Annotated in this window: 17 protein-coding genes; 7 read left to right on the forward strand and 10 right to left on the reverse strand. The window is 31.8% G+C overall.

The genetic code is table 11. The features are described from left to right. Positions 1-43: 43 nt before the first annotated feature. The 4 genes from B0A81_RS08885 to B0A81_RS08900 form a co-directional block, all read right to left on the reverse strand. Positions 44-715: a YggS family pyridoxal phosphate-dependent enzyme gene (locus tag B0A81_RS08885; RefSeq protein ID WP_089057696.1), complete on the reverse strand. Its 672-nt coding sequence runs from the start codon at positions 713-715 to the stop codon at positions 44-46. A 12-nt stretch (positions 716-727) separates the two neighbouring features. After that, positions 728-1,615: a 3-hydroxyacyl-CoA dehydrogenase family protein gene (locus tag B0A81_RS08890; RefSeq protein ID WP_089055830.1), complete on the reverse strand. Its 888-nt coding sequence runs from the start codon at positions 1,613-1,615 to the stop codon at positions 728-730. A gap of 95 nt (positions 1,616-1,710) precedes the next feature. Then, on the reverse strand, positions 1,711-2,676 hold the full coding sequence (locus B0A81_RS08895) for a Gfo/Idh/MocA family protein (RefSeq protein WP_089057697.1): 966 nt from the start codon (positions 2,674-2,676) through the stop codon (positions 1,711-1,713). A gap of 123 nt (positions 2,677-2,799) precedes the next feature. Continuing rightward, on the reverse strand, positions 2,800-3,774 hold the full coding sequence (locus tag B0A81_RS08900) for an RDD family protein (RefSeq protein ID WP_165768049.1): 975 nt from the start codon (positions 3,772-3,774) through the stop codon (positions 2,800-2,802). 162 nt (positions 3,775-3,936) lie between these two features. On the opposite strand from B0A81_RS08900, the gene B0A81_RS08905 reads away from it, so the two are divergent. Continuing rightward, entirely contained in the window at positions 3,937-4,578 is a 642-nt protein-coding gene (locus B0A81_RS08905; protein WP_089057699.1) for a protein-L-isoaspartate(D-aspartate) O-methyltransferase, read from the forward strand. Positions 4,579-4,607: 29 nt separating this feature from the next. On the opposite strand, the gene B0A81_RS08910 is transcribed toward B0A81_RS08905, so the two are convergent. The 3 genes from B0A81_RS08910 to smpB all read right to left on the reverse strand — a co-directional run bounded on the left by B0A81_RS08910 (position 4,608) and on the right by smpB (position 6,875). Further along, entirely contained in the window at positions 4,608-5,612 is a 1,005-nt protein-coding gene (locus tag B0A81_RS08910) for a helix-turn-helix domain-containing protein (protein WP_089057700.1), read from the reverse strand. Between the two features lie 88 nt (positions 5,613-5,700). Further along, positions 5,701-6,342, reverse strand: a complete 642-nt coding sequence (locus tag B0A81_RS08915) for a DUF4136 domain-containing protein (protein ID WP_089057701.1) — start codon at positions 6,340-6,342, stop codon at positions 5,701-5,703. A gap of 77 nt (positions 6,343-6,419) precedes the next feature. Beyond that, on the reverse strand, positions 6,420-6,875 hold the full coding sequence (gene smpB, locus B0A81_RS08920) for an SsrA-binding protein SmpB (RefSeq protein ID WP_089055825.1): 456 nt from the start codon (positions 6,873-6,875) through the stop codon (positions 6,420-6,422). 140 nt (positions 6,876-7,015) lie between these two features. Between smpB and B0A81_RS08925 the strand changes: the two genes are divergently transcribed. Continuing rightward, positions 7,016-7,654 (forward strand): outer membrane beta-barrel protein, encoded by a 639-nt coding sequence (locus B0A81_RS08925; RefSeq protein ID WP_089057702.1) that lies wholly within the window; start codon positions 7,016-7,018, stop codon positions 7,652-7,654. Between the two features lie 104 nt (positions 7,655-7,758). Next, on the forward strand, positions 7,759-7,986 hold the full coding sequence (locus B0A81_RS08930) for a VF530 family protein (RefSeq protein ID WP_089057703.1): 228 nt from the start codon (positions 7,759-7,761) through the stop codon (positions 7,984-7,986). Here B0A81_RS08930 and B0A81_RS08935 read toward each other — a convergent pair whose 3' ends face one another. The 3 genes from B0A81_RS08935 to B0A81_RS08945 form a co-directional block, all read right to left on the reverse strand. Next, the gene (locus B0A81_RS08935) at positions 7,987-8,541 is read right to left on the reverse strand and encodes a DUF3575 domain-containing protein (protein WP_089057918.1); all 555 of its coding nucleotides are present in this window, start codon (positions 8,539-8,541) and stop codon (positions 7,987-7,989) included. It abuts the gene before it with no gap. 124 nt (positions 8,542-8,665) lie between these two features. Next, positions 8,666-9,214: a GNAT family N-acetyltransferase gene (locus B0A81_RS08940; RefSeq protein WP_089057704.1), complete on the reverse strand. Its 549-nt coding sequence runs from the start codon at positions 9,212-9,214 to the stop codon at positions 8,666-8,668. Between the two features lie 3 nt (positions 9,215-9,217). Further along, positions 9,218-10,069: an aldose 1-epimerase family protein gene (locus B0A81_RS08945; RefSeq protein ID WP_089057705.1), complete on the reverse strand. Its 852-nt coding sequence runs from the start codon at positions 10,067-10,069 to the stop codon at positions 9,218-9,220. Between the two features lie 187 nt (positions 10,070-10,256). Between B0A81_RS08945 and B0A81_RS08950 the strand changes: the two genes are divergently transcribed. The 4 genes from B0A81_RS08950 to argC all read left to right on the forward strand — a co-directional run bounded on the left by B0A81_RS08950 (position 10,257) and on the right by argC (position 15,781). Further along, entirely contained in the window at positions 10,257-12,527 is a 2,271-nt protein-coding gene (locus B0A81_RS08950; RefSeq protein WP_089057706.1) for a M1 family metallopeptidase, read from the forward strand. 468 nt (positions 12,528-12,995) lie between these two features. Further along, entirely contained in the window at positions 12,996-13,613 is a 618-nt protein-coding gene (locus B0A81_RS08955) for a GNAT family N-acetyltransferase (protein ID WP_089055819.1), read from the forward strand. Positions 13,614-13,617: 4 nt separating this feature from the next. Continuing rightward, on the forward strand, positions 13,618-14,811 hold the full coding sequence (locus B0A81_RS08960) for an argininosuccinate synthase (RefSeq protein WP_089057707.1): 1,194 nt from the start codon (positions 13,618-13,620) through the stop codon (positions 14,809-14,811). Continuing rightward, complete coding sequence (gene argC, locus B0A81_RS08965; protein ID WP_089057708.1) at positions 14,804-15,781, forward strand: N-acetyl-gamma-glutamyl-phosphate reductase; 978 nt, start codon at positions 14,804-14,806, stop codon at positions 15,779-15,781. Before B0A81_RS08960 ends, argC begins: the two co-directional genes overlap by 8 nt. Positions 15,782-15,859: the final 78 nt, after the last annotated feature.

Here is a 15,859-nt window from a genome sequence, read left to right on the forward strand (position 1 = left end):
TTGTTCTTTCTTAGTTAAGAATTATTGTTTTTTTTAGTCTTTTTTATCTTCCTCCAAAAATGCTGCTTCCTATACGTACCATCGTACTGCCGCATTCGATCGCAAGTTGGTAATCGCCCGACATTCCCATTGAGATTGTAGAGACGCACTGCAGTGCGCCTTTACCATATGCGTCATTTTTTTCTAATGAATCAAAAATTGATTTCAAATGGGTGAATTCCTTTTTTACTTGATTTTGATCTTCTGTAAAAGTAGCCATTCCCATCAATCCTAAAATTCGGATATTTTCTAATTCCTTAAATCCTGAAGATGCTAAAAGTTCATTTAATTCATCTTCATCTAAACCAAATTTAGATTCTTCTTCGGCTATGTATATTTGAAGAAGGCAGTCTATAATTCTATTGTTTTTTAAAGCTTGTTTGTTGATTTCCTGCAATAATTTCAAACTGTCGACACCATGAATCAAACTCACATAAGGCGCCATGAATTTAACTTTATTAGACTGAACATGACCAATCATATGCCATTGAATATCTTTAGGCATTTCTTCCCACTTATCAGTCATTTCCTGAATTTTGTTTTCTCCAAAAATGCGCTGTCCAGCTTCATAAGCCTGCATCAAATCTGAAACAGGTTTTGTTTTTGAAACAGCAACTAGAGTTACATGTTCAGGTAAGCTTTCTTTGATTGTATTTAAATTCGATTGAATCGACATGATAATTCTTTTTTATAAAAACTGCTTAGAGATTTTCTCTGCTTTTTTGCTTTCGCTGTAATCGTAAAAACCTTCACCAGATTTCACTCCTAATTTTCCTGCTCTAACCATATTCACTAATAATGGACAAGGTGCATATTTTGGATTTTTGAAGCCTTCGTACATTACGTTTAAGATAGCAAGACAAACATCAAGACCAATAAAATCAGCTAATTGAAGTGGTCCCATTGGATGTCCCATTCCTAATTTCATTACAGTATCAATTTCATAAACTCCCGCAACTTTATTATACAACGTTTCAATTGCTTCGTTTAGCATTGGCATTAAAATTCTGTTAGCAACAAAACCAGGGTAATCATTTACTTCAACAGGAGTTTTTCCCAGTTTTACAGATAAATCCATGATGATTTTAGTAACTTCATCACTCGTATTGTATCCACGAATGATTTCGACTAATTTCATAATAGGCACAGGATTCATAAAATGCATTCCAATAACACGTTCAGGATGTGCTACAACAGAGCCAATTTGTGTAATTGAAATAGAAGAAGTGTTCGTTGCTAAAATGGTATTGTGAGAGCAAGCTTCATTTAACTGTTTGAAAATGTTAAGTTTTAATTCTACATTTTCTGTAGCAGCTTCAACCACTAAATCAGCACCAACAACTCCATCCTTAATGTCAGTATAAGTAATAATATTAGTAATGGTTTTTGCAACGTCTTCTTGAGTTATTGAACCTTTAGCAAGCATACGATCTAAATTGGCCGCAATAGTTGCCATTCCTTTATCTAATGATTTTTCTGAAACATCAATTAGTTTTACAACAAAACCACTCTGTGCAAAAGTATGAGCGATTCCGTTACCCATAGTTCCAGCACCAATTACAGCTATCGTTTTCATTTGAATTTTGATATTATATTTATGATTTTAGCCACGAATTCACTATTTGAAGCAAATTACGTGGCTAATTTAAGTTTTAAAATTTATTTACTATTTTATTTATCGAAACAATCGATTATTTGGTACGCTACACGCAAAGCATCAGTTGCTTGTTCAAGCGTTACCACTGGAGTTGTATCTGTTTTGATCGCATTTGCAAATGATTCTAACTCATCTAGAATTGCGTTGTTCTGTTCAACATCTGGATTTGTAAAATAGATTTGTTTTTTTACACCTTCGGCATTTTGTAAGATCATATCAAAATCTCCTGGGACTTCTGGTGCATCTTTCATGCGGACTACTTCGCATTTTTTTTCTAAAAAGTCAACTGAGATATAAGCATCTTTTTGGAAAAAACGCGTTTTACGCATGTTTTTCATTGAAATTCGGCTTGCCGTTAAGTTTGCAACACAGCCATTTTCAAATTCAATTCTGGCATTTGCAATATCCGGAGTGTCACTGATTACAGAAACACCGCTTGCATGAATATCTTTTACTTTCGAATTGACAACGCTTAGAATAGCATCAATGTCATGAATCATTAAATCCAAAACTACAGGAACATCTGTACCGCGAGGATTAAACTCGGCCAAACGATGTGTTTCTATAAACATCGGATTTTCGATCATTCCTTTTGTAGCAATAAAAGCGGGATTAAAACGCTCTACGTGCCCAACTTGCCCTTTTACATTGTATTCTTTGGCTAAAGCAATAATTTCTTCAGCTTCTTCTACAGTATTGGCAATTGGTTTTTCAATAAAGATATGTTTACCAGATTTTATTGCCACTTTTGCACATTTATAGTGCGAAAGTGTTGGTGTTACGATATCGATAACATCGACAGCGTGTATAAGTTTTGCAATTGTACTGAAGTTTGTATAGCCAAATTCTTTTGAAATTCTTTCGGCATTTTCTTGATTTTCGTCGTAAAATCCAACTAATTCGTATTTGTCAGATTGTTGTAATAAGCGTAAATGTATTTTACCAAGATGACCAGCACCTAAAACTCCTACTTTTAACATGAGAATGTATTTTAAACAAAAATATAATTTATTTGTTTAAAGTGAAAGTTAATGCAATAAAGATTTAGCGATTTAATATTTAGAAAAAAACATTTGTAAATACAATTTCCTGTTTTTTAACATTTAAAAATGATTTCTTCTAAATATATGATAAAAGTAGATTACGAGTATTGTCAGAAAACTAAGGGATAAAACTTGTAAATATCTTTTCTCTATTTTAAAATCTCTCTTTTTATTTATAACATAGGTATTTGAGTAATCATCATGTAGATTTTTTGACATTAAAAACGACAAGCTTTCAAAAGGAATAAATCGCAGTATTGTTCGTTTTAGAATCATTGAAAAGACAGGTGAGTTTCCTTCTTCATCGGTTACATAACATGCTGTTAGAAATTTTGCGGGCGTAGTTTTAAAGATAGATTCAAAGATAAAATAGTAAATGAATTTAATTACAGAAAAGAAAATCAGCACACCAAAATTATATCCGAAAGTACTTTTAAAATGGCTGAAAAAAGTCGCTGACTGAATGTTTTGTTCTGCGTAAGCTATATACGCAAAGGTAATACTGGCAATAATAAATGAATCAATCACAAAGTTTAAAAAACGCTTATAATTTGATGCGTTTTCAAGATGATTTTCTATAATAGAATTATCATCATTAACAATATTTTCATTAATAGGATTTAAATGTTTGGTGATAATATAATATGAGATAAAAGTATATAATACAAAAATTACTAAAAATAGAATATTGTAAAAGCTTAGTTTTTCAATATTTATATAAAGTAGAAAAGTGATTATTCGCAGTATTGAATTTAAAAATATTAAGCTGTAATTAAATGCTAATAATTTGGTTTCTTTATACTTTGAAAAATAATAAATAAGAGTTCCTGAAAGAAAAGTAAGAAAGAAAAAAAAGTTTAGAAGATCCAGAGAAGTACTGCTGCCCACAGAATTTCCATGAATTAAGTATCTAGGAATGTAAATTTCTAATCCTGTATAATAATACGCCTGACTGCTAAATAAGGAAAGATTTATAAACTCTGTTACATCGTCAAAATCATAAAAAACGAAAAAAAAAGACCTAATAAAGCCCAAAATTGAAAAAATTAGAGATAAAACAAGTATGTTTTTTTTTCATAAAATATTAGAATTCATTTGAGTTAGAGAATAAATCAAAAATAGAAATTAAATGATTAAAAAGTACTTGATATTTGATGATTTGTTTTCTTATTTTTGCCAAAATAAAACCCACCCATTTTGAAAGACACTGCCAAACATCAAGGACTTCGTAATCAATTAGTAAGCACTTTAGAACAAAAAGGAATTACTGATAGAGCGGTCTTAGAGGCGATAAAAAAAATTCCAAGACATCTTTTTCTTAATTCAAGTTTTGAAGATTATGCCTATCAAGATGTGGCATTTCCTATAGGCGCAGGACAAACCATTTCACAGCCTTACACCGTTGCTTTTCAATCACAGTTATTGGAAGTGAAAAAAGAACATAAAATTTTAGAAATCGGAACGGGTTCTGGTTATCAAACGGCAGTTTTGTGTATGCTGGGAGCTAAAGTTTTTAGTGTAGAAAGACAAAATGAATTGTTTAAGAAAACTTCCAATTTGTTTCCAAAATTAAATATTCGTCCTAAACACTTGTCTTTTGGAGATGGTTATAAAGGGCTGCCAAGTTATGCTCCTTTTGATAGTATTATTGTTACTGCAGGCGCACCGTTTATTCCACAGCCATTAATGGCACAATTAAAAATAGGAGGAAGACTTGTTATTCCGTTAGGCGAAGATGTTCAAATCATGACCTTGTTGATAAGAAAAAACGAAACTCAATTTGAAAAACATGAATTTGGAGAGTTTAGATTTGTTCCTTTATTAGAAGATAAAAATTAGTAAAAAGTCCCGATTAAATCGGGACTTTTTTAATGGACTAATGTTATGGCATGAAGTAGGTTTTCTTTTTCTTTTTGGAGGATATAATTGATGAATAATGATTTGTCGTTTTTATTTTGAGCGAATTCTAATGTCGATAAATAATCGTTTATTTCTTCTTCATTTCCTTTTATTACGGCAAAAACAAAACCGCTTTTCAATAAAATCCAATTCATTAAAAGATTTGCAATTTGAATATTTCCATTTTCAAAAGGACCGATTGACATTATTTTAAGATGCGCTTCGGTAGCTAATAGTAAAGGATGCATGTTATTTTTATTGGTTTCATACCAATTGAAAAATAAATTCATTTCCTTGATAATTATTGGTTCCTCTTTATATTTTCCAGAGTTTTCAATTTTAATTCCTCTAAAAATAAGATTATGAACAGCAAGAAGATCTTTTTCTGATATTGGAAGTTTCTTCTGGTTTATATCTTTTATATATCCAATTGCATCATTAAGATTTACGGCCTCAAGATGTTCCTGCATATTTTTACCGGGAATCATTAAACCTTCATTTATTACAGCTTTAGTTTCCTGAAATGTCAAAGAATTTCCATTCATTTTATTAATCTCTGAAATGAATTCAAGCTCCAAAATTTTAGAAATTCGATGCAGATCAAAGTGCTGAAAAGATAAAATCTTATTTTTTAATGTCTCAATTTCATCTAATAATGATTTTATAGATGGGAAAGTTTCAGGATTTAGTTTTTTGTTATTGTTCTGAATTTCTTGTTCTGCTAAAAGTAAAGCTTTCAAGGCGAACTCTTCGCTGCCAATCTCATAAAGAATTTTTTCTTTTAACCACGCAATCATCAAGGTTTCGTAATCAATCTCTAAAAGAGCAGCTAGTTTTGAAATTTGTTCTTTTGTAGGTTTTCGTGTTCCAGATTCAAATTTGCTAATTAAAGCTTGATCAATACCAAGAAGTTGCGCAACTTCACGAGTTTTTAATTCTTTTTGTTCTCGTGCATTTTTTAAAAGTGATTTCATATAAATGAAATTTTAAGTCTTGACAAAATTAGTCATTTTTTCAGTCGTAAAAAAAGCAACAATTGGATGTTGCTTTTTTAAGTGTCTTTTATTTTGGAGGAAGAGAACCATCTTTTCTCATTTCTTTAACAACTGTCTGCATAATCGCATCTACTGTTTGTCCTAAATCTGTAACGTAATCAGACTTTGTAGTTCCTGTCCAGATTAGCTTGTTTTCTTTTAATGAAAAAATGTTGGTTTCGACCATGTAAGAGGTTGTTTCTTGATAATATCCTGGATCGTAGAAATTTGGCGAATACATTCCGTACCAATTTCCAAAACCATAACCATACATTCCAGTGTATAAGCCGTCAAAACCACCGTAGTACATTCCAGTGTAAGTTCCGGGAACGTAATTGGTTTCTTTTTCAGTACTAACCAATCGCATTGTTACAACACCATCAAAATGTTCGTCTTGTAAAATTTTTAGTTTTTGTTCTTGCGAAAGCTGTTTAGTTGTTTCATTTAAATACTGATAAGAAGTTTTAAAAATTGGATTACTGGCTGCAATTCTGTTTTCTGCAACTCTTCTGGAGGCCTCATCTTTTACCAACGCAACAACTAAAACTTTTTTAAATTGTTCTTGAGCTACTGTTATCTTTGGATCTCTCCAACTGTTAACAATAGAGGTATTACTGCCGCAGCTTGAAAGTGACAGAATAACGATTAACATAATTAAGTGCTTTTTCATATGGTATAGTTATATTGTTTGTAGTAAAAATAACTATAAAAAATTAATAATAAAGCAGATTAAAAATAAAATAGCGTTTAATTATAAGCTTTTTTAATACGGTCTAAATCGCGTTTCGTGTCTTGTTCTTTTAACGATTCACGTTTGTCGTAATTCTTTTTTCCTTTGCAAAGACCTATTTGCAGTTTAGCAAGACCTTTTTCATTGGTAAATAATTTTAAAGGTACAATAGTAAGACCTTTTGCTTGAACACTTTTGTGCAGTGTTTTTAGCTCCTTTTTATTTAAAAGAAGTTTTCGTTCACTGCGTGATTTATGATTAAACTGATTCCCAAAAGAGTATTCTTCAATGTAAGTATTGATAGCAAAAAGTTCAAGGTTATTAAACTCGCAAAAGCTTTCTGTAATATTAGCTTTTCCTAATCGGATAGATTTAATTTCGGTTCCTGTCAAGACAATTCCCGCAACATAAGTATCGATTATTTCATAATCAAACCTAGCTCTTTTATTAAGTATATTGACTGATTTTAACATAAGTGCAAATGTAAACAAAATTGAAAAACTTTAATGCAATCTAAAATAAATAAAGATTTCTTTTAAACAATGATTTTAATCAGTTTTGAGGAAAAAACTTACTCATAAGTTTGCTTCATAATTTAAAAACATTATTAAAAATGAAGAAAATTTTAACTATCGCAACCATTGTATTATTTGGATTATCAGTAAAAGCACAAGATGCTAGTCAAGGGTTAAAAGGAGCTTGGTTTGCAACCTCACAATTTGGTTATCAGCAAACAAAAAGTGGAGATACAAAAGGCACAAATCTTACTGTACTGCCTATTGTAGGAACATTTGTTACACCATCTATCGCCGTTGGAGCAGGATTGGGTTACATTAATATTAAATCAGAAACAGATGCTAAAACCGCTGCGAATACTAACTTGTTTGTTATTCAGCCTTTAGTAAGAAAATATTGGAATGTAGCTGGATCTTTATACTTCTTTGGACAGTTAGCTTTGCCGGTTATTACAGGGAAAGAAAAAGAAAGTAACTTAAAAGTAAATCAAGTTGGACTATCTGTATCAGGAGGTTTTGATTATTTTGTAACAAAAAATTTCTCAGTTGAGTTTTCTTATGATTTAGCAAACTTTACTTCTACAACTCTAAAACCAGAGAATGGAGAGAAAACAACTGTAACAAATTTTGGATTGGCTCACGTTGCAAATGTTGATTCTTATTACAATACTGCATTAGCTGGAAGTGCACCAAACTTAACAACTCCACTTTCTGTTGGATTTAAATTTGTATTCTAATTATATTGAATTGTTTTAAATCAATTCATTAATTTTGTAAAAAAGAAAGACCGTACTTTTTTAAGTACGGTCTTTTTATTATTATTTTAAAATATTATATAGAAATGCAAAATAAATCTAAAGATCCGCTTCACGGTATTACACTTCAAAATATTCTAGAAATTCTAGTAGATTTTTATGGATTTGACACGTTAGCAGAATTGATTCCAATAAAATGTTTCAGTTCTAATCCTAGTGTAAAATCAAGTCTTACTTTTTTAAGAAAAACAGATTGGGCTCGAAAAAAAGTAGAAGATTTGTATGTAAAAACACTTCCTAAACTTTTAAATTAATTACAATTTATAAGAAATCATTACGCCGCCACGATAAGGAAGCCATTCGCCGCTTTTATTCCAGTGTTCTGCTTTTTCATATCTGCCTGGAGTTCCATCATTATAATATCCATGATAAAAACCTTGGTGCCATCCGCCTCCTGCAAAAATATCTAGTAAAAACTTATCGCTTAATTTTATATTATATCCTACAGTAACTCCAAAACGGTAACCAAATCCGTGCTCATATCGATTACTATCCCAATAATTCCATTTTTGAATATCATACATATCTGCACCCGCATGACCACCTACATAAAAACCATTGTATTTTTCTTTAAAATGGTATCGAACTTCAGGTGTAAAGGTGTAAAATTTCATTGGACTATGTCCATTGAATGATTCCCAAAACGAAGCCATTACATCAAAGCTAAAAGTAGTTTTCTCGCCAATACTAGTTTCTACTCCAATATTTGGAACAGCTAATAATGCTGTTGCACCATTGAATTTGATGAAAGTTTGACTTTGAGATTGAATCGAGAAGAGAAGAACGGCTAAAAAGAGTATTTTTTTCATGGAATTTTTAAGATCAAAAGGGCTTAATTTATTTTCGGCACAAATATAACGCAACAAGTACTTTACTATTGCAACTAAGCTTGGTTTTAACAAGGGTAATTATTGTTAAAATAAATTCATTGCTTTACTTGTTTAATAATGAATATATTACATTGTCCAGGAATTTACCATCGTAAAACTCAGATTCTCTCAAATGAGCTTCTTTAACAAATCCGCATTTTTGAAGTACTTTTTCAGATGCGTAATTTTCAGGATCAATAACTGCCTCAATTGAATGTAGTTTTAAGTCGTCGAAACCATATTTTATTAATCTATTAACTGCTTCTGGAACAATTCCTTTTCCGTGAAATTCGGGTAATAAAATATAACCTATTTCAGCGCGATAGTTTTCAGGCTGCATTCTGTAAAAACCTATGATTCCAAGAAGCTTTGGATTGTCTTTAAATGAAATTCCCCAATTGATACCTGTATTATTAATGATTTTTTCCTCAATCATTGCGATGTGGTTAAGTGCATCTTCTTGGTTTTTTACCAAAGGTCGGGGAATGTATTTCATTGTTTCAGGATTCGATCGTAATTCGAAAACCTCATTAACATCATCATTTGCAACTCTTCTTAAAACTAAACGTTCAGTTTCAATTATAGGAAAAGGGTGAAAGTTAAATTCTAACATTTTTTATAAAATTTTTATACTGAATTTTGAGTGAAATATTTGGTCTGTATCTAGAAGTAAGATGCCTTCTTTTTGATATAAATCTCCAGAATTTTCGGCTGTATCTGAATAACCAAACCAAGGTTCAATACAAACAAATGGTGCTTGATCTTTTGTCCAGATTCCTAAACTGGGAAAATCTTCAAAGTCAACCTCAATATAAGGTTTTTCATTTTCGAGGATAGTTAGTGAATTCGATTCTAATGTTTTGAAAACTAAAGCATCATTTTCAAAAAGTTTATAATTCAATCGAACTAAATTATCAGAGGTTTTTAAAACCTCAGTTTTATTAGAAATTAAATCATTCTCCAAAAGATTAAATTTTAAAAGTTCTTCTTTTTCAAATTTAAAAGAATAGTTCTCAAAATTTTCGGGCAAAGCAATTGCTGGATGTGCGCCAATTGAGAACGGCATTTTTCGGTCGCTTTTATTAATTACGATATATTCAATATTCAATGATGTTTTTTCAAGTGAATAAATAAGTTGTAATTCAAATTCGAAAGGATATTTTTTTAGAGTCTCTGGGTTTGATTCTAATGAAAACACTGCACTGTTCTCTGTTTTTTCAATCAATTGAAATTCCATATCTCGTGCGAAACCATGTCTTGACAACTGATATTCTTTTTGATCAATCGTATAAGTATTGTTTTTTAATGTTCCAACAATTGGAAAAAGAATAGGTGAGTGTTTGCCCCAAAAATTAGGGTTGCCTTCCCATATGTATTCTTTCTCTTGATTATTTTTTAATGAAAATAATTCTGCTCCCGCGTGATTGATAGAAGCTTTAAGTATTGAGTTTGAGATGGTTGTGTTCAATGGAATAATGTTGAATAAAATTAAACTTAATCTTGATGTAAATGTATTTTATAAAATTCGTTTTTTTAAGAAAAAACCTTAAAATATTTTTTTTGATAAAGTTTTACTAAAATTAAATTTAGGCATATAGTTTTCTCGATAAATAGCTTTTTTTTTCATTAATTTGCTACATAAACAGCTAAAAAATATGAAAATACAATCTTCAAAAGCCTTACTAACCATGGCTTTATTTGTTGGGATTTCTTCTGTTTGGGCGCAACAAACGCCGGCAACAACAGCAGTAAATCCGGTTAATAATTACAATTACCATGATGCATTTGGGCCAAATTTTTATACTAAAAATGGTACTGCAACCCGTTCGGCAAGCGGGCAGCCTGGAGTTGAATACTGGCAAAATAGAGCTGACTATCAAATAACAGCAAAGTTAAACGGAATCACAAACGAAATTGTTGGTACAGATGAAATCACGTATACCAACAACAGCCCTGATAAATTATCATTTGTTTGGTTGAATTTAGATCAAAACTTATTTAAAGAAGATTCTAGAGGAAATTCAGTTGTGCCTTTAACGGGAAGTCGTAACGGTGCTCAAGGTCAGGTTTTTGAAGGGGGAAATAAAATAAAATCTGTAAAGGTCATTACTGGAGGTAAGAAACCAACGACGGTTGATGCGAAATATATAGTTACCGACACTAGAATGCAAGTGTTTCTTCCAGAAGCTTTAGCGTCTAAAGGAGGAACAGTAAAAATTAAGATCGAGTTTTCATTCATTTCTCCTTTTGAAGGATCAGATAGAATGGGAGTTTTAGAAACTAAAAATGGTAAAATTTTCACGATCGCACAATGGTACCCTCGTATGTGTGTGTATGATGATGTAAAAGGCTGGAATACTGCACCTTATTTAGGAGCTTCTGAGTTTTATTTAGAATACGGAAATTTTGATGTAAAACTTACCGTGCCAGCTAATCATTATGTTGTAGGTTCTGGAGAATTATTAAATGGAGCTGAAGTTTTACCAGCAGATCAGTTTAAGCGTTATAAAGAAGCGTCTTTGAGTGATAAAACGGTTACCATTAGATCTGCCGAAGAAGTTGCTGCAACTGCAAATAAAAATGCAGCAGGTGAAAAAACATGGCATTTCCAAATTAAAAATGCTCGTGATTTTTCTTGGGCATCTTCTCCTGCTTTTATTTTAGATGGAGCAAAGATTAATTTACCAAGCGGTAAAAAATCTTTAGCATTATCAGCTTATCCAGTAGAAAGTGCCGGTCAAGGTGCTTACGGGCGTTCGACAGAATATGTAAAAGCATCGATTGAACATTATTCTAAACAATGGTTTGAATATCCTTATCCAGCAGCAACAAACGTTGCAGGAAATGAGGGCGGAATGGAATATCCAGGAATTGTTTTTTGCGGATGGGAATCGAAAGGACAAGATTTATGGGGAGTTACAGATCATGAATTCGGACATATTTGGTTTCCGATGATTGTTGGTTCAAATGAAAGATTGTTCGGTTGGATGGATGAAGGATTTAATACTTTTATAAATTCATTAAGTACAGCGGCATTTAATAATGGTGAATATAAAGAAGAACCAACAGATTTTCATAAAAGAGCAGAATCATTTACACGTGCGGATTTAGAAACTGTAATGAGTTCTCCAGATAATATGAAAGAAGCAAATATTGGTATGTTATGTTATTTTAAGCCAAGTTCTGCTTTAATTATCTTAAGAGAGCAAGTTTTAGGAAAAGAGCGTTTTGACAATGCTTTCCGTACTTATATCCAACGTTGGGCATACAAACATCCGCAGCCAGATGACTTTTTTAGATCAATGGAAAATGTGGCAGGTGAAGATTTAAGCTGGTTTTGGAGAAGCTGGTTTGTAAATAACTGGAGATTCGATCAAGGAATTAATTCGGTTAAATACATTAAAAACGATCCTTCAAAAGGAATTGCAATTACCGTTGAAAACTTCGATAAAATGCCAATGCCTATTATTCTAGATGTAAAAACAAAAAGCGGTAAAGTTTCAAGAGTACAATTGCCTGTCGAAGTTTGGCAGCGTAATAACGTGTGGACTTTTAAACATAACTCTACAGAAGAAATTGAGAGTATTACACTTGATCCAGAACATCTTTTTCCAGATAACAACGATGCAAACAATGTTTGGACAGCAGGAAAAGGTAAAATTGAGAAAGATGTAATTTTAGATAGTTATTTAGGGAATTTCTCAACAAGCAAAGCACCATTAAAACTTATTTTCAGCGAAAAAAGTAATACCTTAAATGTTGAAATTACTAATTATCCTAAATTTCCTTTAACAGCAGTTGAAAATGAAAAAGATTCATTTCAGTCTACTGGTGCGGGAGTAAAATTTAAATTTAACGAAGCTAGAACAGGAGTTGACATGATACTTTTGGCTAACGGACAAGTAATACCGTTTACTAAGGACTAAAGAACGTAAAAGTTAAAATATTTAAAACCCGATAGTTATTAATAGCTGTCGGGTTTTTTATTTTAGGTAATTAACATTTCATTAAAAAAATGTTATATTTTAAAAATTTTGTTTTGTGAATTAATTTTTTGTGTACTTTTGCCCCAATGAATAAAATAAGTTTACATATAACTTTTTTGTCACGGACAAACTCACCTAGTACTTCTCCCGAAGTACGGATACTATCTATATAGTATTCATTGAGTTTTTAGCCGTATATTTATTCATACTCCTTTTTCATTTTGAAATTACATAATTTGTCCATTGGACAAACATATCCTAAAAGTATTTATTATTTTGTAAATTTTCTTAATCAATATTTTGATTTTGAGAATGTTACTTCTATTTTGCTTAATTTTATTGGATTCAATTCTGAATTTCAAACCAAACAGTATGCTTTAATTTTTAACTCTAACTTCAATTATTGAAATGAAGATCTCTATTGTTGTTACTCAGGAAGAACACTTCAAATTCGCACAAGAAATTTGCGATACGATAGAATCATCGGCCTTGTTAAGAGGCACGGGGATCGCTAAAAGAACTCCTGAGTATATTCAGAAAAAAATGTCGAATGGTGATGCAATGATTGCTCTGGCAGACGGGAAATTTGCAGGTTTTTGTTATATCGAAAGCTGGCAGCACGGAAAATTCGTGGCGCATTCTGGTTTAATTGTTCATCCTGATTATAGAAGTTTAGGATTGGCAAAAAAAATCAAGTCTAAAGTTTTTGATTATTCACTGCAAAGATATCCAGACGCTAAAATATTTGGTATTACAACTGGTTTAGCTGTAATGAAAATCAATTCGGATTTAGGTTACAAACCAGTTCCTTTCTCAGAACTTACAACTGATCCTAGTTTTTGGGCAGGCTGTAAAACCTGTACCAATTATCAAATTTTACAAAGTAAAGAAAACAAAATGTGTTTATGCACAGGTATGTTGTATGATCCAAAGGAAAAACAAAAAATACCGCCAAAACACCCTTTTAACGAAAAAGTTCTTAATAGACTGAGAACCATTAAACAAGCCTTATTTTTAAAAAAGTAACATTATGAAAAAAGTAGTATTAGCTTATAGCGGAGGATTAGACACCTCTTATTGTTTGAAATATTTAAAGAACGAAAAAGGATACGAAGTTCATACTGTGCTTGTTGATACAGGAGGTTTTGATGCAGAAGAATTATCAGCAATAGAAAAAAGAGCTTACGAATTAGGAAGTGCGCAACACGCAAATCTTACAATCGTTGACAAATATTATGATAAAGCTATAAAATATTTGATTTTTGGAAACGTATTAAAAAATAATACTTATCCATTATCAGTAAGTGCGGAGCGTGTTTTTCAGGCGATTGAGGCAATAAAATATGCTAAAAAAGTAGGAGCCAGCGCGATTGCGCATGGAAGTACAGGTGCAGGAAATGACCAAATTCGTTTTGATTTGATTTTCCAAACCATTGCTCCAGAAATTGAAATCATTACTCCAATTAGAGATTTAAAATTATCAAGACAAGAAGAAGTAGATTATTTGGCTCAAAACGGAGTTCACTATTCTTGGGAAAAAGCGCAATATTCTATAAATAAAGGACTTTGGGGAACAAGTGTTGGAGGAAAAGAAACTCTAACTTCAGGTCAGCCATTGCCAAGTGAAGCTTATCCTTCTCAATTAAAAAAAGAAGGAGAAGAAAAAGTAACACTTCATTTTGAACAAGGCGAATTAGTTGGAATAAACGGTAAAACAGATAAACCATCTAATAATATTGTAGTTCTTGAAAAACTAGCAAATGCTTATGCAATTGGTAGAGATATTCACGTTGGAGATACAATTATCGGAATTAAAGGAAGAGTTGGTTTTGAAGCGGCTGCGCCTTTAATTATCATAAAAGCACACCATTTATTAGAGAAACACACTCTAGGAAAATGGCAGCAATACTGGAAAGAACAATTAGGAAACTGGTACGGAATGTTATTTCATGAAGGTCAATTCTTAGATCCAGTGATGAGAAACATTGAAACTTTCTTGCAAGACACTCAAAAAACAGTAAATGGAACTGTTACAGTTTCATTAAAACCATATCATTTCTCACTTGACGGAATTGAATCTAAAAATGATTTGATGAACACAGGTTTTGGTCAATACGGAGAAATGAACAATGCATGGACATCTGATGATGCAAAAGGATTTATCAAAATTCTTGGTAATGCACAAAACATATTTTCATCTGTAAATCAATTAGATCATGATTAATGTCGGAATAATTGGTGGTTCAGGCTACACGGCCGGAGAACTCATCAGAATTTTAATGTATCATCCCAAAGTAAACATTGATTTTGTTTACAGCACAACAAATGCTGGAAAACCACTTACTGTGGCGCACCAAGATTTGATGGGGGATATTGAAATGAATTTCACGGATGAAATAAATCCAAATGTAAATGTTGTTTTCTTGTGTTTAGGTCACGGAAAGTCTATTTCTTTTTTGAAAGAAAATAAATTCGCAAGCCATACTAAAATCATTGATTTAGGAAATGATTTCAGATTGAACAAAGACGCTCATTTCGAAGGAAAAGATTTTGTTTACGGATTGCCTGAAATAAATAAAGCTGAAATCAAAAAAGCAAATTATATCGCAAATCCAGGTTGTTTTGCCACAGCTATTCAATTAGCTTTATTACCATTAGCAAAACACAATTTGTTGAATAACGACGTCCATATTAATGCTACAACTGGAAGTACAGGAGCAGGAGTAAGTCTCTCAGAAACTTCTCATTTCAGCTGGAGAAACAATAATATGTCACACTATAAAGCTTTTGAACACCAGCATTTAGGCGAGATTTCAGAAAGTTTGGTTCAGTTACAAGACGATTTTGACAGCGAATTGCTTTTTATTCCGAATAGAGGAGATTTTCCAAGAGGAATTTTTGCAACATTATATACACTTTCTGATGATAGTTTAGAGCAATTGGTTGCTAAATATGAGGATTTCTATAAAAATGAGCCTTTTGTAACCGTTACCACAGCAAACATCAATATGAAACAAGTGGTGCAGACGAATAAATGTATAATTAGTTTATTGAAAAAAGGAAACCGGGTTCTCATAACATCAATTATAGATAACTTAACCAAAGGTGCTTCAGGACAAGCGATTCAGAACATGAATTTAATGTTCGGATTAGAAGAAACCACAGGTTTACATTTGAAACCAAGCGGATTTTAGGAAAAAATTGTTTCAGGTTTAAAGTTTCAAGTTCCACGTTTTATACGAAACTTGAAATATGTAACGGAAACGCAAATC

It is taken from the genome of Flavobacterium plurextorum, from assembly GCF_002217395.1.
GTDB classification, from domain to species: Bacteria; Bacteroidota; Bacteroidia; order Flavobacteriales; family Flavobacteriaceae; genus Flavobacterium; species Flavobacterium plurextorum.

Excerpts from the sequence above, each read along its gene's own strand:
- B0A81_RS08885 (WP_089057696.1), bottom strand. The coding sequence starts at position 715 with ATGTCGATTCAATCGAATTTAAATACAATCAAAGAAAGCTTACCTGAA.
- B0A81_RS08890 (WP_089055830.1), bottom strand. The coding sequence starts at position 1,615 with ATGAAAACGATAGCTGTAATTGGTGCTGGAACTATGGGTAACGGAATC.
- B0A81_RS08895 (WP_089057697.1), bottom strand. The coding sequence starts at position 2,676 with ATGTTAAAAGTAGGAGTTTTAGGTGCTGGTCATCTTGGTAAAATACAT.
- B0A81_RS08910 (WP_089057700.1), bottom strand. The coding sequence starts at position 5,612 with ATGAAATCACTTTTAAAAAATGCACGAGAACAAAAAGAATTAAAAACT.
- B0A81_RS08915 (WP_089057701.1), bottom strand. The coding sequence starts at position 6,342 with ATGAAAAAGCACTTAATTATGTTAATCGTTATTCTGTCACTTTCAAGC.
- smpB (WP_089055825.1), bottom strand. The coding sequence starts at position 6,875 with ATGTTAAAATCAGTCAATATACTTAATAAAAGAGCTAGGTTTGATTAT.
- B0A81_RS08925 (WP_089057702.1), top strand. The coding sequence starts at position 7,016 with ATGAAGAAAATTTTAACTATCGCAACCATTGTATTATTTGGATTATCA.
- B0A81_RS08930 (WP_089057703.1), top strand. The coding sequence starts at position 7,759 with ATGCAAAATAAATCTAAAGATCCGCTTCACGGTATTACACTTCAAAAT.
- B0A81_RS08935 (WP_089057918.1), bottom strand. The coding sequence starts at position 8,541 with ATGAAAAAAATACTCTTTTTAGCCGTTCTTCTCTTCTCGATTCAATCT.
- B0A81_RS08940 (WP_089057704.1), bottom strand. The coding sequence starts at position 9,214 with ATGTTAGAATTTAACTTTCACCCTTTTCCTATAATTGAAACTGAACGT.
- B0A81_RS08950 (WP_089057706.1), top strand. The coding sequence starts at position 10,257 with ATGAAAATACAATCTTCAAAAGCCTTACTAACCATGGCTTTATTTGTT.
- B0A81_RS08955 (WP_089055819.1), top strand. The coding sequence starts at position 12,996 with ATGAAGATCTCTATTGTTGTTACTCAGGAAGAACACTTCAAATTCGCA.
- B0A81_RS08960 (WP_089057707.1), top strand. The coding sequence starts at position 13,618 with ATGAAAAAAGTAGTATTAGCTTATAGCGGAGGATTAGACACCTCTTAT.
- argC (WP_089057708.1), top strand. The coding sequence starts at position 14,804 with ATGATTAATGTCGGAATAATTGGTGGTTCAGGCTACACGGCCGGAGAA.